Here is a 21227-nt window from a genome sequence, read left to right as displayed (position 1 = left end):
GCGCAAACCGCGCTGGAGCTAAACGGTGTATATTCTACCCCAAATGCCATCTCGCGAAAAAGAGGGCGATTCCCTGGAGCGATCCCAATGAACGAACTGGTGCGTGGCAACCGACGGCACTTTCGTGTCGAAGGGATGGGTTGTCAAAATTGTGTCAAGAAGATCACGAACGCACTCAAAGCGCAGCCGGGTGTTGAGGAGGTTGCCATTGATCTCGACGCAAAGCGGATGGCCGTCACCGGGACGTTGTCCGCGGCAGCGATCGCCGCCATCGTCACCGAACTGGGCTACCAGGTCACTGCGCTGACGGCAGAAGCAGAGGGGCACTTTCCGCCAACTCCCCTTGCGCCGGACACCGAAGGTCCCCGTGCCCCGTCCACGACTGAGCAGGTGGCAAGAGATCAAGCCGAGCATGCCTTTGCCACCACCGAACCCGCCTCTGGTCCAAGCTGCCAGCTCATCCTGACCGGGGTGAAATGTGCCGCATGCGTCGCCAAAGTTGAGGAAGCGCTGAAGCGCGTCCCCGGCGTAACGCGCGCAAGCGTGAACTTCGCCGAACGGACCGCGCGGATTGAAGGAGACGCAGACCCCAAGGCGCTCGTCAGCGCCGTGCAAGCCGCAGGGTACGGTGCGCAGGTGATCGAGGACGACGCCTCGGCATTGGACGAGCGCGCCGCTGCCGAACACGCGTTCTACAAGGCCCGCCTACGGGACATGATCGTCGCGCTCAGCCTTGGGGTGCCGCTTATGCTCTATGGGCTTTTTAGCGGCGAAATGTCGGTACAACCGGGCCCATCCCAATGGGGATGGATCGGCGTTGGTCTGCTCACGCTCGGCGTGCTCGTCAAAAGCGGCCGCCACTTTTTCTTGGGAGCATGGCGCGCGTTGCAGGGGCGCACCGCCACCATGGATACGCTGGTCGCCTCTGGCACAGGAGTGGCTTGGCTCTACTCGATGGTCGTCGCCCTCTTTCCTGAAGCCGTTCCGGAAGGAGCGCGGCACCTCTATTTCGAAGCTTCCGCGATGATCATCGGCTTCATCAACCTGGGTCTTGCGCTCGAGACCCGCGCGCGGGGAAAAACCTCCCAAGCGATCCGCCGACTCCTCGACCTGCAAGCAAAGACTGCCCGCGTGGTCCGCGATGGCACGGAGCTGGATATCCCCGTCGAAGCGGTGCAAAAGGGGGACCTCATCCGGGTGCGGCCCGGTGAGAAGATCCCTGTAGATGGCGTCGTGACCGACGGCAAGAGCCTGGTGGATGAGTCGATGCTCACCGGCGAACCGGTCCCGGTTGCGAAAAGCCCCGGCGATTCCGTGGCGGCCGGCACACTCAACAAAACCGGCGCCTTCCTCTTCCGGGCCACCCGTGTGGGCAAAGAAACGACGCTTGCGCAGATTATCGAGATGGTGAAACGAGCGCAAAGCGCCAAACCGGCAATCGGGCGGCTCGCCGACAAGGTTTCAGCGGTTTTCGTCCCGGTTGTGATGCTCATCGCAATTGCCGCCGCGCTGATCTGGCTCAACTTCGGGCCGGAACCCCGGATTGCGCATGCGCTCGTGGCGCTCACCTCGGTCTTGATCATCGCCTGCCCGTGCGCGCTTGGGCTCGCGACCCCCATTTCGATCATCGTCGGCGTGGGTAAAGCGGCAGAATATGGGGTGTTGATCCGTAACGGCGACGCCTTGCAAACCGCAAGCAAACTGGACGTCGTCATCGTGGACAAGACGGGAACCGTGACCGAAGGCCGCCCCCGTGTCGTCGCGATCGAAAGCGCTTCGCTCGATGACGCGGAACTGCTCCAACTCGCGGCCGGGATTGAAAACAGCTCGGAACACCCGCTTGCCCTTGCAGTGGTCGAAGCGGCCCGCGAGCGCGGAGTTGGGATCCCGCCCGTTGCGCAGTTCGAAGCCCTCTCGGGCAAGGGGGTGCAAGGGATCGTTGCCGGCAAGCGGCTCCAGATTGGTCAAGCGCGCTGGTTTGAAGCGCAGGGAATCGACTTCAGTGCTTGGCGAGATCGGGCCGATGCTCATGCCCGCAACGCCGCCACCCCACTCTTCGTCGCTGTCGATGGACAACCGGCCGGCCTCATCGCCGTTGCCGACCCGATTAAGCCAGACAGCCGCGACGCCATTGCCCGCCTCCACCAGCTTGGCCTCAAGGTCGTGATGCTTAGCGGTGACGTGCGCACCACCGCTGAAGCCGTCGCTCGCCAAGTCGGCATCGACGACGTGATTGCCGAAGTGCTGCCTCAGGAGAAGGCCAACCACGTCCGCCGGTTCAAGGCACAGGGGCTCAAAGTGGCGATGGTCGGGGACGGCATCAACGACGCTCCCGCGCTTGCCGAAGCGAACGTGGGCTTCGCGATCGGCACGGGGACCGACGTCGCGATCGAAAGTGCTGATATCGTCCTCATGCGGGGCTCACTCCACGGCGTTGCCGACGCCATCGAAATTTCCGCCGCGACGGTGCGCAACATCACCCAGAATCTTTTCGGCGCCTTTCTCTACAACGTGCTGGGGATTCCCATCGCTGCGGGTCTTCTCTATCCGGTCACCGGTTGGCTTCTTAATCCTCTGATCGCCGGCGCAGCGATGTCGCTCTCCTCGGTTACGGTGGTGACCAACGCCAACCGGCTGCGGCTCTTTCGCCCGTCGCGGCGCGGGTAGCCCCTCGCCTCATGCTCTGTGATCCCACGCTATAATTGCTCATTGCACTGCAATACTTGCCGAACCCATGAGCCGAAAAATCCTCGTTACCAATGCCCTTCCCTACGCCAACGGCGACATCCACCTCGGCCACTTGGTGGGCTACATTCAGGCCGACATCTGGGTGCGTTACCAACGGATGTGTGGTCATACCGTCCACTATGTCTGTGCCGACGATACCCACGGCACCCCCGTGATGCTGCGCGCCGAAAAAGAGGGCATCACTCCCGAAGCACTGATTACCCGAATGCGCGAAGCTCACCTTGCCGATTTCAGCGATTTCCTGGTGGCGTTCGACCACTACCACTCGACCCACAGCGAAGAGAACCGCCGCTTCGCCGGAGAGATCTACCGCAAACTCAAAGCGGCAGGCCTCATCGTCGAACGGGAGATCGAACAGCTCTACGACCCGGTCAAAGCGATGTTCCTGCCAGACCGCTTCGTCAAAGGCACCTGCCCGCGCTGCAAAGCACCAGACCAATACGGCGACAACTGCGAAGCGTGTGGTGCGGCGTACGCTCCCACCGAGTTGATCGATCCCTACTCGGCGGTTTCGGGCGCAAAACCCGTTTTGAAACATTCGACCCATTACTTTTTCAAACTCTCCGACCCCCGCTGTGTGGCGTTTCTGCGCGAATGGACGCGCGGCACCAACGCACGGGGCGAAGCGCGGCTGCCGCAACAAGCGGCAAACAAACTCAAAGAGTGGCTGGGCGAAGAGAATGAGAGCCACCTCGCCGACTGGGACATTACCCGCGATGCCCCCTATTTTGGTTTCGAGATTCCCGACGCGCCGGGCAAATATTTCTACGTCTGGCTCGACGCGCCGATCGGTTATTTCGCCAGCTTCGCAGCTCTTGCGGCAAAACTCGGGATCGACCCCACGCCCTACCTCGACGCTGCGGCCGCCGAGCGCGAAGGAACCGAACTCGTCCATTTCATCGGTAAAGACATCCTCTATTTCCACGCGCTCTTTTGGCCGGCGATGCTCCATTTTTCCGGGTATCGCACGCCAACGCGGGAATACGTAAACGGCTTCCTGACCGTCGATGGCGCGAAGATGAGCAAGAGCCGTGGCACCTTCATCACCGCGCGTTCGTGGCTCGATCTGGGGCTCAACCCCGAATGGCTCCGCTACTACTTCGCGACCAAATCGAACGGCACGATGGAAGACGTCGACCTTGGGCTCGACGACCTGATCGCAAAAGTCAATAGCGACCTCGTCGGCAAATTCGTGAACATCGGTTCGCGTCTGGCCGGTTTCATCCACAAGCGGTTCGCGGGTCGTTTAGGGAGAGCGAACGCCGAAGTGCTCGCCCCTTTTGCCGCGCGCTTTCGTGATCCGGCGCTCCATGCGGCGTTCGAAAACGGCGACTTCGCAGCGGTAACCCGTGCGGCGATGGAACTTGCGGAAGCAGCAAACGCCTACATCAACGAAACCAAACCGTGGGCGTTGGCGAAAACAGAGCAGCTCGAGCAGCTCCACGAAGTGTGCACCACGGGACTGACGATGTTCCGCGACATCGCCCGGCTCTTGAAACCGATCCTGCCGCGGACGGTGGCACGCGTCGAAGGGTTTTTGGCGCTGGAACCCCTGGCATGGCAAGGCGAATGGGCGCCACTGCCCGAAGGCCACGCAATCGCCCCGTTTGAGCCGTTGATGACCCGGCTGGAACGCGTGCTGATCGACCAACTGCTCGACGCCAACCGCGCTACGATCACAAAAACCGATGCGCCAAACGCTGCGGCGCACTCGGCAACCGACGCAGCGCGTCCGGAAACCACCCAGCCAAACGCAGCAACGGTCGATGCGTCAGCCGCTTCGCATGGTGCCGCAGAGGGCGCTCTGCCTGCCCCGCAACTTGCGCCTCAGATCACCATCGAGCAATTTGCGGCCGTTGACCTGCGCATCGCCCGCATCGTTCAAGCCGAAGCCGTTCCCGAAGCCAAGAAACTGGTCAAACTCACGCTCGACATCGGTGAGCGCCATCCCGACGGCACCCCGCGCTACCGCACCGTCTTTGCCGGAATCAAAGCTGCGTACCCACCGGAAGCGCTCACGGGGCGGCTCACGGTGATGGTGGCAAACCTGGCACCGCGCCAAATGCGCTTTGGCGTCTCCGAAGGGATGGTGCTCGCCGCAAGCGACGAATCGGGCACCATACCGGGACTCTTTCTGCTGGCGCCCGACAGCGGCGCACTGCCCGGTATGCGGGTGAAATGATCGACCCAAGACCCTCGAAACGATCCGCAACGATCTCAGTAAGCGCGGCATCGTCCTGCTTCTGAATTGCCTTGACTAGCAAATGGGCGACAGACTGCCGTGCCGCTTCAGTAGCGCAACGCGACGCGCAGCTCTGGGAACCCGCGCAATTGCGTAAGGAGCGCATCCTCGGGTTTGACCCGAATCGCGTCACGAGCGGCACGCAGAGTCACCACTGCGCCCTCGAAAAACGCCACGCGCATTTCGATTTTTGCCCCTTCGGGCGACGCACTCGGCACGCGAAACGCTTCGATCGTCTCGCTCAACCGTTGCGCCGCCACCGGAGAATCGACCACCGATTCGGCAATGGTGATCTCGATCGCCTTGAGTTGCCGCGCCCGCCATTGGGAAAGGGAAAGCGCCTCTTCGGCAACGACCCGCACTCCCCCACTATAGTCATCCGGCGAAACCTTGACCCGCACGACGAGCGGTTCATCCACGACCACGATCTGCCGCACCGCGTCATAGACTTCCCGATAAAAAAGCACCTCGCACGGTTCGCTACCATCGTCAAGGGTCACGAACGCCATCCGACCCCGCGCCCCCATTTTGGTTCTGAGCTCGACCACGACGCCACACACCCAAACGGCGTCGCGGCTTGGGGCCAATTGCGCGAGCTTGGTGGGGACCGTTTGCCGCAACTCCGCTGCATACGCGGTAAAAGGATGACCGGAAAGAAAGAAACCCAGCGCCAGTTTCTCCTCTTTCAACCGCTCCCGTTCGGTCCACGGGCGCACTGCCGGAAATTCGGGGGTGTAGGATCCGCTTGCTGCGGGCTCGTCATCGAAAAGCCCACATTGCTGCGCAGACGCCGCCCGTTGTTCCGCTACTTCGAGCGCGAGCCCCACACTCGCAAGTAGCCGTGCCCGATCACAGAATCCATCCGGTGTGCGCAAATGGGCATGGCCCGGAAGCGTATCGAGCGCTCCAGCGCGCACCAACTGTTCAAGCACACGGCGGTTGACCACCCGCCGGTCGACCCGGCGCACCAGGTCAAACAGGTCGTGAAATGGGCCATGTTGTTGCCGTTCCGCGACGATCGCATTCGCAGCCGGTTCCCCCACCCCCTTGATCGCACCCAGGCCGTAGCGGAGGGTCGTCGCGTCGATCGCTTGAAAGCGGTAATCGGAACGATTGACGTCCGGAGGCAAGACGGTCAGGCCATTGGCGCAGGCGTCGTCATAGAAAACCTTCACCGCGTCGGTGTCGTCCATGTCGGAGGAGAGCGTCGCGGCAAAGAAAGGGGCAGGATGGTGGCGCTTGAGCCACGCGGTCTGGTAGGTCACCACCGCGTACGCCGCCGTGTGCGACTTGTTGAACCCGTATTCGGCAAATTTTTCCATCAAATCGAAGAGGCGCATCGCCAGCGCCTCGTCGTAGCCGCGCGCGATCGCCCCTTGACGGAAGATCTCACGGTGTTTCGCCATCTCCTCCGGCTTTTTCTTCCCCATCGCGCGCCGTAAGAGGTCGGCCGCCCCCAGCGTGTACCCCCCAATGATCTGCGCGATCTGCATCACCTGCTCTTGATAGACGATCACCCCGTAGGTGGGCTCAAGACACGCTTTGAGGTCTGGATGAAAGTAGTCGATCGTCTGTTTGCCTTGCTTACGGAGGATGAAGTCATCGACCATCCCGGACCCCAACGGCCCAGGGCGATAGAGCGCGAGCACCGCGATGATGTCCTCGAAGCGGTCGGGCTGCAGCTTCTTGAGGAGCTTCTTCATTCCTTCCGATTCCAGCTGGAAGACCGCGGTGGTATTCGCGTCACGCAGGAGCTGGTAGGTGTGAGGATCGTCGAATCCCATGCGCGCCAAGTCGGGGCGTGCCCCGGTCAGCCGTTCGATCTGATCGAGCGCTTCGCGGATGATCGTGAGGTTTCTGAGTCCCAGAAAATCGAACTTCACCAACCCAACTGCCTCGACGTCGTCTTTGTCGAACTGCGACACCGGGCTGGGGTCATCGCCCTCTTGCACGAACAACGGGCAAAAATCGGTGATTTTCCCCGGAGCGATCAGTACCCCACCTGCGTGCATCCCGACGTTGCGCGTCAGGCCCTCGAGCGGTTGCGCCAATTCGAACAACTGGCGAATCGCCTCCCCGTCTTGGGGGTCTTCCATCAGCTCGTGGAGCTGGGGCTCCAGTTCAAGCGCTTTCGCAAGCGAAACCGGCTTCACCCCTTCGGTAGGTATGAGCTTCGAGATGCGGTCGCACAACCCATAGGGAAGACCCAACACGCGGCCGACGTCGCGCACCACCGCTTTGGAGGCCATCGTACCGAAGGTGGCGATCTGGCTCACCGCCTCGGCGCCATAGCGTCGGCGCACGTAGTCGATCACCCGATAGCGCTTCTCCTGGCAAAAATCGACGTCGAAGTCGGGCATCGAGACCCGTTCCGGGTTCAAAAACCGTTCGAAAAGGAGCGCATAGGAGAGTGGGTCGAGATCGGTGATCCGCAGCGCATAAGCAACGAGCGAGCCCGCACCCGAACCGCGGCCCGGTCCCACCGGCACATCGTTTTGTTTCGCCCAGTTGATGAAGTCGGCAACGATCAAGAAGTACCCGGGAAACCCCATCTGGATGATGGTGTCGCACTCGAACGCCAGCCGTTGCTCGTAACGGGGGCGCTCCCGCTCCCGCTCTTCCGGATCCGGAAAGCGCTCTTCGAGTCGAGCCGCGAGCCCACGCTTTGCTTCGCTGATGAAGAATTCGTCGAGCGACATCCCTTCCGGGGTCGGGAACGCCGGCAAAAAGCTCTTGCCCAACGTGATCGTCAAATTCGCCTTTTGCGCAATGAGGAGCGTATTCTCGAGCGCTTCCGGGAGATCGGCAAAACGATCTGCCATCTCCTCGGCGGAGAGGAAATACTGCGCTTCTGTGAACGGGCGCGGACGGTTGGGATCGTTGAGGACATACCCTTCGGCGATGCAGAACCGCACCTCGTGGGCGGTGAAATCTTCTGGGCGAAGGAACTGGATGGGATGTGTTGCGACCACCGGTACACCCAACTCTGCCGCAAAAGGGACCGCTGCCGCCAAGTATTCCGCTTCGTTGGGGAGACCCGCACGCTGCACCTCGACAAAGAACGCGCCGTCGGGAAAACACCCGGCCCAGTGGGCCAGCGCTGCTTTCGCCCCCCGTGTCTCTCCTGCCAACAATGCTGGCGCCAGCACGCCACGGGCGCCACCCGAAAGCGCCATGAGTCCGGCACACGTTTCACGAGTGAGCCACTCCGGGCGCAAGAGCGCCTGGCCACGATGCTGATTCTCGAGCCAGGCGCGTGAAACCAATTCGCACAGCTGCCGATAGCCGTCGCGGTTGCGAACGATCAAGAGCAGTTCAAGGGCACGTTCGGGGTCATTCGGCGCATCCGGGTGGGCAACACGGGCGTCAACCCCGATAATCGGCTTCACCCCAGCGCTGCGGCACGCCTTGTAAAACTTGACCAGCCCAAAGACGTTCATCACGTCGGTGATCGCCAGTGCGGGCATCCCTTCGGCGGCAGCCCGTTTCACCGCGTCCGGGATTGTGACGATCCCTTCGCGAATCGAAAATTCGGTATGCAACCGAAGATGAACGAAAGGATGCGCCTGCGTGCTCATGGCACCAGGATCGTGCTCGCTACCGTCTGCCGTGACGCCAATGCCCGATGCGCGTCGGCTGCGTCGGACAACGCAAACCGCTGCCCGATCTCGACCGTGAACCACCCCGCTTGCCACGCAGCGAACAGCTCTTCCGCCATTTTGAGGAGGTTGGCCCGCTCGGCCGTATAAGTAAAGAGCGTCGGACGGGTGAGAAAGAGTGACCCTTTCGCGGCGAGCAACCCGATATCGAAAGGGGGCACCTTACCGGAAGCGTTGCCGTACGAGACCATCAACCCCAGCGGACGCAACGAATCGAGCGAGCCTTCGAAGGTTGCGGCACCCACGGAATCATAGACGACGTCGACACCGCGCCCGCCGGTCCATTCACGCACCCGTTCTGGAAAGGACTCCCGGGTATAGACGATCACGTGGTCGCAACCGAGCGCTTTGGCCCGTGCCGCTTTTTCGTCATTACCCACCGTACCGATCACTTGTGCGCCCAGACGCTTCGCCCACGGCACGAGAATCGACCCCACCCCGCCGGCAGCCGCATGGACCAACAGCCACTCCCCTGGTTGTACCTTGTGGGTCTGCCGCAACAGGTACTGCGCCGTGAGCCCCTTCAGCCACATCGCTGCGGCGACCTCGAACGAGACCGCATCGGGCAATTTCACCGCGCGGTCGGCGGGAATGTTGAGCGCTTCCGCGTACGCACCCGGAGTGGGAGTGAGATAGACCACCCGATCGCCCACGTGTAGATCGGTGACCCCTTCTCCCACCGCGACGACTTCGCCCGCCCCTTCTTGACCGAGACCAGAGGGCAGCGGCACGGGATAGAGACCAGTGCGATGGTAGATATCGATGAAATTGACACCAATGGCCCGGTTACGCACTTGCACCGCTCCGGGTCCCGGGGGAGGCAACGAGACCGGTTGCCACTGCATCACCTCGGGCCCACCGTGTTTCGAGATCCGAATCGCGTGAATCGTCGTCATGGCGTACTCCTGATCACGGGTTGATCAAACGGTGGCGCAATTCGTTGGCGTCGACCACCGCCACCGCCGTCATATTGACCAATCGCCGCACCGTTGCCGACGGCGTCAAAATCTGCACCGGCAACGCGGCCCCAAGCAGCATCGGCCCGACCGACACCCCCTGGCCGGAGACCTGTTTCACCAGATTGAACGCGATATTCGCAGCGTCAACGGTTGGCATGATCAGCACGTTCGCTTCACCGCTCAAGGTGCAGTCTTCCTCATCGATCAAGCGAGCGCGAATCTCCGGGGAGAGCGCTGCATCGGCGTGCATCTCGCCGTCCATGTTGAGGTCGGGGCGTAACGCATGCAGGAGATCGCGTGCTTCCCGCATCTTGCGCGCCGAAGGCGTTTGGGCCGAACCGAAATTGGAATGGGAAAGGAGCGCAACCCGCGGTTCGACTCCAAAACGGGCGAACTCGTCGGCTGCCATCGCCGCGATTTGCGCCACCTGCTCGGCGGTCGGGTCGTAATTGACGTAGGTGTCGGCCACCGCCAACGTGTGCTTGCCGGTCATCACGATGTTCATCGCCGCCAAGAGTTTCGCACCCGGCGCCAAACCGATCACGTCGCGGACGTGCTGCAGGTGGTATTCGAATGTGCCAAAGGTTCCGCAGAGCACCGCGTCTGCTTCACCATTTTTGAGCAGCATACACCCAATGAGCGTCGTATCGCGGCGCATACGCGCTTTGGCGATTTCCGGCGTGATCCCGCGCCGCGCCATCATCTTGTGGTACTGTTGCCACAACGGCTTGTAGCGCGGGTCGGACTCGGGATTGACCAGGTCGAAATCGCGTTCCGGTTCCAGCGATAAGCCCAATTTTTTCAGCCGCATCTCGACCACCGCCGGACGACCGATCAGAATCGGCCGTGCCAGCCGTTCGTCGATCACGGCGCGCGCCGCATGCAATACCCGTTCGTCTTCCCCTTCGCAGAAGATCACGCGCTTTTGCGCGATCGGCAGCGAACGCGCCACGGTAAAGATCGGTTTCATCACCACACCGGAGTGGTAGACGAAATTTTGCAGTTGCGCTCGGTAGGCGTCGAAGTCGTCGATCGGCCGTGTCGCAACGCCCGAGTCCATCGCCGCCTTCGCCACGGCGGGCGCGATTCGGACGATCAAGCGGGGGTCGAAGGGCTTCGGGATGAGGTAGTCGGGGCCAAAGATCAATTCGATCCCACCATAGGCGTTTGCGACCACGTCGTTCGTCTCCGCACGCGCCAGATCGGCAATCGCATGGACACACGCGATCTTCATCGCTTCGGTGATCGTGGTCGCGCCCACATCGAGCGCACCGCGGAAGATGAAGGGAAAGCAGAGGACGTTGTTCACCTGATTGGGGTAATCGGAACGGCCGGTTGCGATGATCGCGTCGGGGCGAACCGCTTTCGCCTCTTCCGGCATGATCTCCGGCGTCGGGTTCGCCAACGCAAAAATCAGCGGGTCCTTGGCCATCTTCGCCACCATCTCGGGCTTGAGCACCCCCGCTTGCGACAACCCCAAGAAGACGTCTGCGCCTTCGATCACCTCGGCGAGCGTGCTCGCCGTGGTCCGTTGCGCATAACGCGCTTTGTTGGGCTCCATGTTGGGCTCACGCCCTTCGTAGATCACCCCTTTGGAATCGCAGACGAAGACGTTCTCTTTGCGCAACCCCAACTGGCACATGAGATCCAAGCACGCGATCGCAGCAGCGCCAGCGCCTGAGCAGACCAGCTTGATCGTTTCGATCCGCTTGCCCACGACGATCAAACCATTCAGAAGCGCCGCAGCCGATATGATCGCGGTGCCGTGCTGATCGTCGTGGAAAACCGGGATCTTCATCCGCTCCCTTAGCTTCTTCTCGATATAAAAGCATTCGGGCGCTTTGATGTCTTCAAGGTTCACTCCCCCCAGGGTCGGTTCGAGCGCGGCAACGATTTCGATCACCTTGTCGGGGTCGTTTGCGTCGAGCTCAATATCGAAGACGTCGATCCCCGCGAACTTCTTGAACAGACACCCTTTCCCCTCCATTACCGGCTTTGCGGCGTACGGTCCGATGTTGCCCAAGCCCAACACCGCGGTTCCGTTGGTGATCACCGCAACGAGGTTACCCCGAGCGGTGAGTTCGTAGGATTGCAACGGGTCTTTGGCGATCGCCTCGCACGCGAACGCCACACCGGGTGAATAGGCAAGCGCGAGATCGCGTTGGTTGGAGAGACTTTTGGTCGGGACAACCGAGATCTTGCCCGGGGTGGGGTAGCGATGGTACTCGAGCGCTGCTTCACGAAAAGCGGGGTCGCGCGTGCTCATGGTGGGTATCACTCCATTCAGGATGCATCAGAGCGGGATCCCGACGAGTTTACCGCGCTGATCTCCTTCTTTGATAATTCCTTGATAAAAACAATTGACCGGAAGCTCCCTTCAAAATGAGTCAATTTTGATTCAGAAAAGATAGAATAATGCAATTTTTTGCATACGGGGAAAAAAGAGAGCGCGACCATGCACACTGTGACGCTATCGCGAGGGCTCTCCTTGCCGCTGCCCGGTGCGCCCCAGCAGCAGATCAGCGGCCACACGGCGCCCATTCGCCACGTGGCGCTGCTGGGACCCGATTACCGGGGCATGCGGCCCAAGCTGCTGGTTGCCGAAGGCGACCGGGTGACGAAAGGAGCACCGCTCTTTGCCCACAAAAAATTCCCAACTGTCTTGTTCACCGCACCGGCAACCGGGACGGTTGTCGCGATCGAGCGGGGCGCGCGCCGCGCGTTGCTCAACGTTGTGATCGAATGCGACGCCGACCCGAACGCCGAAGAAACCCGGTTCGAACCGATTGCGCCCGACGCTCTGCTCGACCTCGACACCGAAGCGGTCGTTTCGCGCCTCTGCGCCAGCGGTCTGTGGACGGCGCTACGCACTCGGCCCTTCGGCAAGATTCCTGACCCGGCGAGTCGCCCCGCCGCGATTTTCGTCACCGCGATCGATACCCGCCCCCTTGCCGCCGACCCAGTGGTCGTCATCGGTGAACGTCCCGAAGCGTTTCGCGCCGGGATGGCCATCCTGGCACACCTCACCGACGGCAAAATCTATCTGTGCCAAGCCCCTGGCGAACACCTGCCGATGCCCGAAGGCGCGCGTTACCGTTCCGTGGCGTTTGCGGGTCCGCATCCGGCGGGGCTCCCAGGCACCCATATCCATTTCCTCGAACCGGTTTCACTCGAACGCACCGTCTGGTATCTCAACTACCAGGACGTGATCGCGATCGGGACCCTCTTTCTGGAAGGGCGCATCGACACCGAGCGCGTCGTCGCACTGGGTGGTGAGATGGTGCGGCAGCCGCGTCTCGTGCGGGTTCCGCTCGGGGCAAGTATCGAAGCGCTGCTGGAAGGCGAACTCTGCGACGGCCCTTGCCGTCCCATCTCGGGTTCGCCGCTCGATGGACGCCGCGCGGTCGGGCCGCTTGCGTATCTCGGGCGTTACCATCTCCAAGTGAGCGTCCTACCCGAACCCAAACGCGACGATAAGCCGCTGCTCGGGTGGATCAATCCGCTGCTGCCGCGCTTTTCGCTCTTTCGCGTGCTCTTCAACCGCAACGAGGCGCCACGCTTTACCACGGCCCAGCAAGGGAGTCCCCGGGCGATGATCCCCACGGGCATTTTCGAAGAGATCTGCCCGCTCGAAATCCTGCCTACGCAACTGTTGCGCTATCTGGTCGTCGGGGATACCGACATGGCTCAGAAATTGGGTTGCCTGGAGCTCGAAGAAGAAGACGTTGCGCTCTTCTCATTCGCCTGCGTGGGGAAAACCGACTATGGCGCCTACTTGCGCGCCGCACTCGAAAAGATCGAACGGGAGGGCTAATGTCGCTCAGAGACCGATTCCACCGTTGGGAGCCCCACTTCCTGCCCGGAGGCAAATGGGAGCGGTGGTACCCGCTCTACGAGATGGTCGAAACCTTCCTCTACTGGACCAACCAGCCGACGAAGAGCGCCCCGCACGTGCGCGACGCGATCGACCTCAAGCGGATGATGAGTTACGTCGTGGTCGCGCTGCTGCCCGCCGTGCTCATGGCCTGTTACAACACGGGTTACCAAGCGAACCTCGCCGTGAGCGCGTTCGGCGCCGAAAAGGGCGATTGGCGCGGTGCGCTCTATCTCGCGCTCGGCTTTTCGTTCGACCCGGAAAGCGTCGTCGGCAACTTCGTGCTGGGACTCCTCCATTTCCTTCCCATCTACCTCACCACGCTGGTGGTGGGGGGACTCTGGGAGGTCCTCTTCGCCATAGTGCGCAAACATGAAGTCAATGAAGGGTTCCTGGTCACCTCGATGCTCTACACCTTGACGATGCCACCGAACGCGCCGCTGTGGCTCGTGGCGTTGGGCATCAGTTTCGGCGTCGTCTTCGGCAAGGAGATTTTCGGCGGCACGGGAAAGAACTTCCTCAACCCAGCGCTTACCGGCCGCGCGTTCCTCTTTTTCGCGTATCCGAGTGCGATGTCGGGCGACACCGTTTGGGTTGCCGTCGATGGATACGCCCGCGCCACGCCGTTGGGAATCGGCGCATCCGAGGGCATGGCAGGTATCGCGCAAGCCGGCTACACTTGGTGGGACGCCTTCCTGGGGTTCATTCCTGGGTCGCTGGGAGAAACCTCGGCGCTCGCAATCCTCATCGGAGGGTTGTTCCTCCTCTACACCAAGATCGCCTCCTGGCGGATCGTTGCCGGCGTTGCGATCGGGGTGATCGTGACTACACTGCTCTTCAACTGGTTCGGCCCCGCAAACAACCCGATGGCGGCGATGCCGTGGTATTGGCACTTCGCCGTGGGTGGCTTGATGCTCGCGATGTTTTTCATGGCCACCGACCCCGTTTCCGCGTCGATGACCCAAGCCGGACGCTGGATTTTCGGTCTGTTGATCGGCTTCATGGTGGTGCTGATCCGCGTTGCCAACCCCGCCTTTCCGGAAGGGGCGATGCTCGCGGTCCTCTTTGCGAACGTCTGGGCCCCGTTCATCGACTATCTGGTGATGCGTTGGCATCTCTCGCGTCGGGAGCGTCGCTATGTCCAACTCTGAAACCTTCAACCTGAAAGCGATCTGGGCGCTACCCAACGACGACCTGCGTAAGATCGTCGCCGTGGCGCTCGTCGTCTGCTTCTTCTGCGCCGCACTCGTCTCGGCCACGGTCGTGGCGCTGCGCCCACTGCAACAGCACAATCAAGCAGCATTTCGGGCGAAGAACATCGTCGAAGTCGCCGGCATTTGGCAGCCAGGCAGCCCGATTTCTCCCGCCGAAGCCCTCAAGTCGCTCGAACAGGTGTGGGTGGAGCTGGGAACGGGCCGGGTTCTCGATACGCCGCCGCCCCTACCCGCTGACCCGCAAAAAATCGCGCGTGACCCCAACTGGTCGCAACCGCTTGCGCGCAGCGAAGACCCTGCGCGCATCAAACGGCAGCCCAAAGTGATGCCCGTCTACCTGAAGCGCGACGCGAACGGCAAAGTCACAGTGATCGTACTCCCCATCCACGGCTCCGGTCTTTGGTCGACGATGTGGGGTTTCCTGGCGTTGGAAGGGGATGGCACCACGATCCGCGGTCTCAAGTTCTACCAACAGGCAGAAACGCCGGGTCTGGGCGGCGAGGTGGAAAACCCCAAATGGCGCGCGCTGTGGCACGGCAAACGAGCTTTCGACGAACAGGGTCAGGTAGCGATCCACGTCGTCAAAGGCCGTGTCGATCCCAACACGCCGGAAGCGCAGTTCGCCGTCGATGGGTTGGCGGGCGCGACGCTCACTTCGAAAGGGGTCGATCAAACCGTCCGTTTCTGGTTGAGCGAACGCGCGTACGGACCCTTCCTGCAATCATTGAGAAGCAAGGGGGATGGGCAATGAGCGAAATCAAAAAGACCCTGACACAACCGATCGTAGCCAACAACCCGATCATCTTGCAGGTGCTCGGGATCTGCTCGGCGCTTGCGGTCACCTCGAAACTGTCCACCGCGCTCACGATGGCGATCGCGCTCACGCTCGTGACCGCATTCTCGAACCTATTCATCAGCCTGATCCGTGAGCATATCCCCGGTTCGATCCGCATCATCATCCAGATGACGATCATCAGTACGCTTGTGATCGTCGTCGACCAGTTCCTCAAAGCCTTCGCGTTCGAGATCAGCCGAGAACTCTCGGTTTTCGTCGGCCTCATCATTACCAACTGCATCGTGATGGGACGTGCCGAGGCCTATGCGATGAGCCATCCGCCCGTAGCAAGCTTCTGGGACGGTATCGGCAATGGGCTCGGGTATAGCGCGATCCTCCTTACCGTCGGCTTCGTCCGCGAACTCCTCGGCTCTGGCACGCTCTTTGGCTATCCGGTGCTGCTCACGGTGAACGACGGCGGCTGGTACGTCCCGAATGGGCTTTTGCTGCTTCCCCCAAGCGCCTTCTTCCTGATCGGACTCATCATCTGGGCCGTGCGCACCGGGCAACCGAAACAGCGCGAAACCGCAGAATTCCGCGTCCGCCCGGCGCCGCAGTCGGAGGGGGTGTGAGATGGAACTCCTGAACCTCTTCATCACCGCGGTCTTCATCGAAAACCTGGCGCTCTCCTTCTTCCTGGGGATGTGCACCTTCTTGGCCATTTCGAAAAAGATCGAAACGGCGATTGGCCTGGGGATTGCGGTGGTGGTGGTGCAATCGCTCACCGTGCCGCTCAACAACCTCATCAACCACTATCTGCTCGCCGAAGGGGCGCTCGCCTGGGCGGGACTACCCGATGTCGACCTCTCGTTTCTTGGCTTTCTGAGCTTCATTGGGCTGATCGCCGCTGCCGTGCAGGTACTCGAGATGTTTCTGGACCGCTACGTTCCCGCGCTCTACAACGCGCTGGGAATCTTCCTGCCCCTCATCACCGTGAACTGTGCGATTCTGGGCGGCACGCTCTTCATGGTCGAGCGCGACTACACCTTTGCCGAGAGCGTGGTCTATGGCGTCGGCTCCGGTTTGGGGTGGGCGTTGGCGATCGTGCTGATGGCTGCGGTACGGGAAAAGCTCAAATACGCCGATATCCCGGCCGGTCTCCAAGGGCTGGGCAGCGCCTTCATGACCGCTGGCTTGATGGCGCTCGGCTTCATGGCTTTCTCTGGACTGAAACTCTGACACGCGAACGGAAGTGACTCATGATTGAAGTCGTCTTGGGCGTATTGTTCTTCGTAGCGATCGTTTTGGCGCTGGTGGCGTTCATCCTTGCCGCGCGCAAACGGTTGGTTGCCAGCGGTACGGTTCCCCTCGAAATCAACGGGGAAAGAACCATCGAAGCGCCAGTGGGCAGTAAACTCCTTGGCGCGCTTGCCGACGCGAAGCTCTTTGTGAGCTCGGCGTGCGGCGGGGGCGGTTCGTGCGGCCAGTGCAAGGTGAAAGTGCTCGAAGGTGGGGGCGCGTTGCTGCCCACCGAAGCGGCACACATCAACAAAAAGCAGGCGCGTGAAGGCTACCGCCTCTCCTGTCAAGTCGCGGTCAAACAACCGATGAAGATCGAAGTGCCGGAAGAGGTCTTTGGCGTCAAGAAGTGGGAATGTACCGTCAAGAGCAACCGCAGCGTCGCCACCTTCATCAAAGAGCTGGTGCTCGAACTCCCTCCTGGGGAAAACGTCGATTTCCGCGCCGGTGGCTACATTCAGATCGAAGCACCGCCTCATGTCCGTCACTTCAAAGATTTCGATATCCCCGAACCCTTTCGCAGTGACTGGGAAAAGATGGGGCTCTTCGATCTGGTCTCCCAAGTGGACGAGCCGATCGTGCGCGCCTACTCGATGGCGAACTATCCCCTCGAAAAAGGGATCATCATGCTCAACGTCCGGATCGCCACGCCGCCGCGCCCCGGGCTTCCGCCAGGGAAAATGTCGTCGTACATCTTCGGCCTCAAACCCGGTGACAAGGTGACGATTTCCGGTCCGTTCGGCGAATTTTTCGCCCGTGATACCGATAACGAGATGGTTTTCATCGGGGGCGGCGCAGGGATGGCGCCGATGCGTTCACACATCTTCGACCAACTCGAACGTTTACACAGCAAGCGCAAGATCACCTTCTGGTACGGGGCTCGGTCGAAGAAAGAGCTCTTCTACGTCGACGACTTCAACCGGCTGCAGGAAAAATATCCCAATTTCCGCTGGTTCATCGCACTCTCCGACCCGCAACCCGAAGACAACTGGACGGGCTATACCGGTTTCATCCACAATGTGCTCTACGAACACTACCTCAAAGATCACCCCGCGCCGGAGGATTGCGAATACTACCTCTGCGGCCCCCCCGTGATGACCGCTGCGGTGACGCGGATGCTCCTCGATCTGGGGGTTGAGCGGGAAAACATCCTCTTTGACGATTTTGGCGGCTAATTCGCACTGGGAGCATGGCGCATGAATACCTTTCTCGCTACCCTTGCCGCGTTTCTCCTCTTCATCCTCTTCGCGGCAATTGGCGTACTCTTTGGGCGCCGCGCGCTCCAAGGTTCTTGCGGCGGTCTTGGCCGTTTTGGCATTTCCTGTGACGGGGGATGCAGCCGTCCGTGCCCACGCAAGGCGGCTGCGCAAGAGGAGAAGGAGCGATCATGCTAACCGATTTCTACGTCCGCGATTTCGTCCGCCGCGATCCGCTCGTCTTTCACCCAGAAACCGCGCTCACCGAAGCGCTGGAAGCGCTCGTCGTCCATCGCGTGAATGGTGCGCCGGTGACCGACCGTTTCGGCAAATTGATCGGGTTCTTTTCCGAAAAAGATCTGCTGAAGCCGCTCGTTGCCGATGCGTACCTCAACGAACTGGCCGGCAATGTCGGTGATTTCATGAACCGCACAGTGGTCACCCTTGACGCTGAGGATACCCTCCTCGATGCCGCGCGGGCATTCGCCGAAAACCATTACCATGCCTATCCGGTGGTCGAAGATGGGACGTTGATCGGCGTGTTGGACCGTTCGCGCCTCATCGCCACCATCGCGAAAATTCTCCATACGGTCTAAGCCCGCCCCCTTCTTGGCGTTCGGACGTTGCGCTACAATTGGCAGATTACCACCCATTCTTGAGGAGCTTCGGCGATGTCGATGTCCGATCGCGACGGCACCATCTGGTACGACGGCGAACTTGTGCCCTGGCGCGAAGCGACCACCCATGTACTCACCCACTCGCTCCACTACGGTCTGGCCGTGTTCGAGGGCTTACGCGCCTACGAAACGGAGCGCGGCCCGGCGATCTTTCGCCTACGCGAACACACCGAACGGCTCCTCAATTCCGCAAAGATCTACCTGATGCCGATCCCCTACTCGCTGGAAACGCTGATGGAAGCGCAAAAAGCGGTGGTGCGCGCCAACAACCTCACCTCGTGCTACATCCGTCCCATCGCCTTTTACGGCTCGGAAAAGATGGGGGTTTCGCCGCGAGGGGCCAAGGTGCACGTTGCCATCGCCGCGTGGCCATGGGGCGCTTATCTCGGCGAAGAGGGGTTGCAAAAAGGAATTCGTGTCAAAACCTCGTCGTTTCAGCGCCAACACGTAAACGTCACGATGCCCCGCGCCAAAGTAGCAAGCACCTACGCCAACTCGATCCTCGCCAACCTTGAGGTCACCAGCCAAGGGTACGATGAGGCGCTGCTTCTCGACACCATGGGTTTTGTTGCCGAAGGCGCTGGGGAGAACCTCTTCCTGGTGAAGAACGGGCAACTCATCGAACCTGAGATCGCGTGCGCGCTCACCGGAATCACCCGCGACACCGTCCATCACATCGCGCGTGAGCTCGGCATTCCGCTCGTTTCGCGGCGTTTGACCCGCGACGACGTCTACATCGCCGATGAAGCCTTTTTCACCGGCACTGCCGCCGAAGTCACCCCGATCCGCGAGCTTGACGACCGTGTGATCGGCTCGGGCAGCCGTGGCCCCATCACCGAAAAGATTCAAGCGCGTTACTTTGAGATCGTAAACGGCCGCGCCCCCGAATACGACCACTGGCTGGCGTACGTCTAAGGAGCCCGAAATGAGCGAAAACCCTCTCGATTCGGTCCGAAAAGAGCGGCAAATCCCCGTGACCGCTGCCGATCTGCCGCTCTGCTGCCCGTTACCCGATGAACCGGTGGCGCTCCTGCATCCGCGCGTCTATCTCGACCCGGTCACGAGCGGGAAAGCGGTCTGCCCCTACTGCAGCCGCGAATTCCTCTTTACTGGCGAACCCCCGAAAGGCCACCACTGATGACCCCGTTCGTCCCAGACGCGTCGATCTTCAAAGCCTATGACATTCGGGGGATCGTCGATCGCACGCTGACCTCGGAGGCCGCATTTGCAATCGGCTGGGCGCTGGGGAGCGAAGCGGTCGCGCGCGGTGTTACCGAAATCGTTATCGGTCGCGACGGCCGGTTATCGGGCCCAGCCCTTGCTGACGCGCTGTCGCGCGGCATCCGGCACGCTGGCGTCGGTGTCATCACGATCGGCTCCGTTCCAACCCCCGTCACCTATTTCGCTGCCGAACACCTAGGCACCCACTCGTGCGTTTCGGTCACCGGCAGCCATAACCCGCCCGAATACAACGGCTTCAAAATGGTCCTGGCGGGCGAAACCCTCTACGGGCCGCTGATTGCCGACCTGCGCCGCCGCCTGCACGAAAACGATCTGGTCGTCGCGGCTCAGCCAGCAACCGAACGGGAAATCGACGTCGTCCCCGCGTACCTTGCGCGCATCACGAGCGACGTGCACCTGGCGCGTCCGATGAAAATCGCGATCGACTGCGGCAATGGCGTAGCTGGGGCGGTTGCGCCGCAGCTCCTTACCGCGCTCGGCGCCGACGTGCTCCCGCTCTATTGTGACGTCGATGGCACTTTCCCCAACCACCACCCAGACCCGTCAAAACTCGAAAACCTCCGCGACCTCATCGCGACGGTCACTTCCGGCGACGTCGAACTCGGTTTGGCGTTCGATGGCGACGGTGACCGTCTGGGGGTGGTCACCCCATCGGGAGCGGTGATCTTCCCCGATCGGCAATTGATGCTCTTTGCCGCGGATCTCCTGGCGCGCAATCCGGGCGCGACGATCCTCTACGACGTCAAATGCACCCGCCATCTCGCCCCATGGATCCGCAACCATGGCGGAACGCCGCTCATGTGGAAAACGGGCCACGCGTTCATCAAACAAAAGCTCAAAACAAGCGGCGCGCTCCTTGCTGGCGAAATGAGTGGCCACCTCTTCTTCAAAGAGCGCTGGTACGGTTTCGACGATGGACTCTACGCGGCAGCCCGCCTCTTGGAGATCCTCTCCCGCGCTGACAACCCCAGCGCCCTCCTGGAAAACCTGCCCGATTCCCTCGCCACCCCTGAGCTCAACATCAAAATGGGCGAAGGGGAACCGCACCAGCTCGTCGAAAAACTCCAGCACTACACGGGCTTTACCGGCGCAACCGAAATCATCACGCTGGACGGCGTACGGGTAGAGTATCCCGACGGCTTTGGTCTTGCGCGTGCCTCGAACACCACGCCTGTGCTCGTTTTGCGCTTTGAAGCGGAGAACGAAGCGGCGCTTGCCCGGATCCAACGCGATTTTGCCCAGGCACTCGCTGCCGTGTGGCCGGGGATCGACCTCACCCAGCTCTCCCAGTGATTGTGCTATAGTTCTCCGCCATAACCATAACCACACTACGGTGGAGAAC

Annotated in this window: 16 protein-coding genes; 13 read left to right on the top strand and 3 right to left on the bottom strand. The window is 61.2% G+C overall.

What is annotated here, in order from left to right; genetic code table 11:
• The first annotated feature begins 87 nt into the window (after positions 1-87).
• Both KUL93_RS07685 and metG read left to right on the top strand, forming a co-directional pair.
• Positions 88-2667: a heavy metal translocating P-type ATPase gene (locus KUL93_RS07685; protein WP_249419358.1), complete on the top strand. Its 2580-nt coding sequence runs from the start codon at positions 88-90 to the stop codon at positions 2665-2667.
• Between the two features lie 67 nt (positions 2668-2734).
• Positions 2735-4930, top strand: coding sequence for a methionine--tRNA ligase (gene metG / locus KUL93_RS07680; RefSeq protein WP_217126486.1), 2196 nt, complete (start codon positions 2735-2737; stop codon positions 4928-4930).
• Between the two features lie 107 nt (positions 4931-5037).
• Here the strand turns inward: metG and dnaE are convergent, their stop codons facing one another.
• From dnaE to KUL93_RS07665, 3 genes are read right to left on the bottom strand one after another with little or no spacing between them, the layout of a single operon-like run.
• The gene (dnaE, locus tag KUL93_RS07675; RefSeq protein ID WP_217126485.1) at positions 5038-8568 is read right to left on the bottom strand and encodes a DNA polymerase III subunit alpha; all 3531 of its coding nucleotides are present in this window, start codon (positions 8566-8568) and stop codon (positions 5038-5040) included.
• Positions 8565-9545 (bottom strand): quinone oxidoreductase family protein, encoded by a 981-nt coding sequence (locus tag KUL93_RS07670; RefSeq protein ID WP_217126484.1) that lies wholly within the window; start codon positions 9543-9545, stop codon positions 8565-8567. The genes dnaE and KUL93_RS07670 overlap by 4 nt, the downstream gene beginning before the upstream one ends.
• Positions 9546-9558: 13 nt before the next feature.
• Positions 9559-11874: an NADP-dependent malic enzyme gene (locus tag KUL93_RS07665; protein WP_217126483.1), complete on the bottom strand. Its 2316-nt coding sequence runs from the start codon at positions 11872-11874 to the stop codon at positions 9559-9561.
• Between the two features lie 189 nt (positions 11875-12063).
• Here KUL93_RS07665 and KUL93_RS07660 point away from each other — a divergent pair, with 189 nt between their 5' ends.
• The 11 genes from KUL93_RS07660 (at position 12064) to KUL93_RS07610 (ending at position 21178) form a co-directional block, all read left to right on the top strand.
• Positions 12064-13422 carry a Na(+)-translocating NADH-quinone reductase subunit A gene (locus KUL93_RS07660; RefSeq protein ID WP_217126482.1) on the top strand — a complete coding sequence of 453 codons (1359 nt, stop codon included), beginning with the start codon at positions 12064-12066 and terminating at the stop codon, positions 13420-13422.
• Positions 13422-14633 (top strand): NADH:ubiquinone reductase (Na(+)-transporting) subunit B, encoded by a 1212-nt coding sequence (locus KUL93_RS07655; RefSeq protein WP_217126481.1) that lies wholly within the window; start codon positions 13422-13424, stop codon positions 14631-14633. Before KUL93_RS07660 ends, KUL93_RS07655 begins: the two co-directional genes overlap by 1 nt.
• Positions 14620-15447 carry a Na(+)-translocating NADH-quinone reductase subunit C gene (locus tag KUL93_RS07650; RefSeq protein WP_217126480.1) on the top strand — a complete coding sequence of 276 codons (828 nt, stop codon included), beginning with the start codon at positions 14620-14622 and terminating at the stop codon, positions 15445-15447. Before KUL93_RS07655 ends, KUL93_RS07650 begins: the two co-directional genes overlap by 14 nt.
• On the top strand, positions 15444-16103 hold the full coding sequence (locus tag KUL93_RS07645; protein ID WP_217126479.1) for an NADH:ubiquinone reductase (Na(+)-transporting) subunit D: 660 nt from the start codon (positions 15444-15446) through the stop codon (positions 16101-16103). Before KUL93_RS07650 ends, KUL93_RS07645 begins: the two co-directional genes overlap by 4 nt.
• Before the next feature lies 1 nt (position 16104).
• Positions 16105-16710, top strand: coding sequence for an NADH:ubiquinone reductase (Na(+)-transporting) subunit E (gene nqrE / locus KUL93_RS07640; RefSeq protein ID WP_217126478.1), 606 nt, complete (start codon positions 16105-16107; stop codon positions 16708-16710).
• A gap of 20 nt (positions 16711-16730) precedes the next feature.
• Complete coding sequence (gene nqrF, locus KUL93_RS07635) at positions 16731-17945, top strand: NADH:ubiquinone reductase (Na(+)-transporting) subunit F (protein WP_217126477.1); 1215 nt, start codon at positions 16731-16733, stop codon at positions 17943-17945.
• Between the two features lie 21 nt (positions 17946-17966).
• The gene (gene nqrM / locus KUL93_RS07630) at positions 17967-18164 is read left to right on the top strand and encodes a (Na+)-NQR maturation NqrM (protein WP_217126476.1); all 198 of its coding nucleotides are present in this window, start codon (positions 17967-17969) and stop codon (positions 18162-18164) included.
• Positions 18158-18562 carry a CBS domain-containing protein gene (locus tag KUL93_RS07625; RefSeq protein ID WP_217126475.1) on the top strand — a complete coding sequence of 135 codons (405 nt, stop codon included), beginning with the start codon at positions 18158-18160 and terminating at the stop codon, positions 18560-18562. Before nqrM ends, KUL93_RS07625 begins: the two co-directional genes overlap by 7 nt.
• A gap of 75 nt (positions 18563-18637) precedes the next feature.
• On the top strand, positions 18638-19558 hold the full coding sequence (locus KUL93_RS07620; RefSeq protein ID WP_217126474.1) for a branched-chain amino acid transaminase: 921 nt from the start codon (positions 18638-18640) through the stop codon (positions 19556-19558).
• 10 nt (positions 19559-19568) lie between these two features.
• The gene (locus tag KUL93_RS07615; RefSeq protein WP_217126473.1) at positions 19569-19781 is read left to right on the top strand and encodes a zinc-finger domain-containing protein; all 213 of its coding nucleotides are present in this window, start codon (positions 19569-19571) and stop codon (positions 19779-19781) included.
• Positions 19781-21178, top strand: coding sequence for a phosphomannomutase/phosphoglucomutase (locus tag KUL93_RS07610; protein WP_217126472.1), 1398 nt, complete (start codon positions 19781-19783; stop codon positions 21176-21178). Before KUL93_RS07615 ends, KUL93_RS07610 begins: the two co-directional genes overlap by 1 nt.
• Positions 21179-21227: the final 49 nt, after the last annotated feature.

Origin of the sequence: Hydrogenophilus thiooxidans (genome assembly GCF_019049855.1) — a bacterium.
GTDB lineage: Bacteria > Pseudomonadota > Gammaproteobacteria > Burkholderiales > Rhodocyclaceae > Hydrogenophilus > Hydrogenophilus thiooxidans.
Note: the sequence above shows the minus strand (reverse complement) of the source record. Positions and strands in the feature narration are given on the sequence as shown.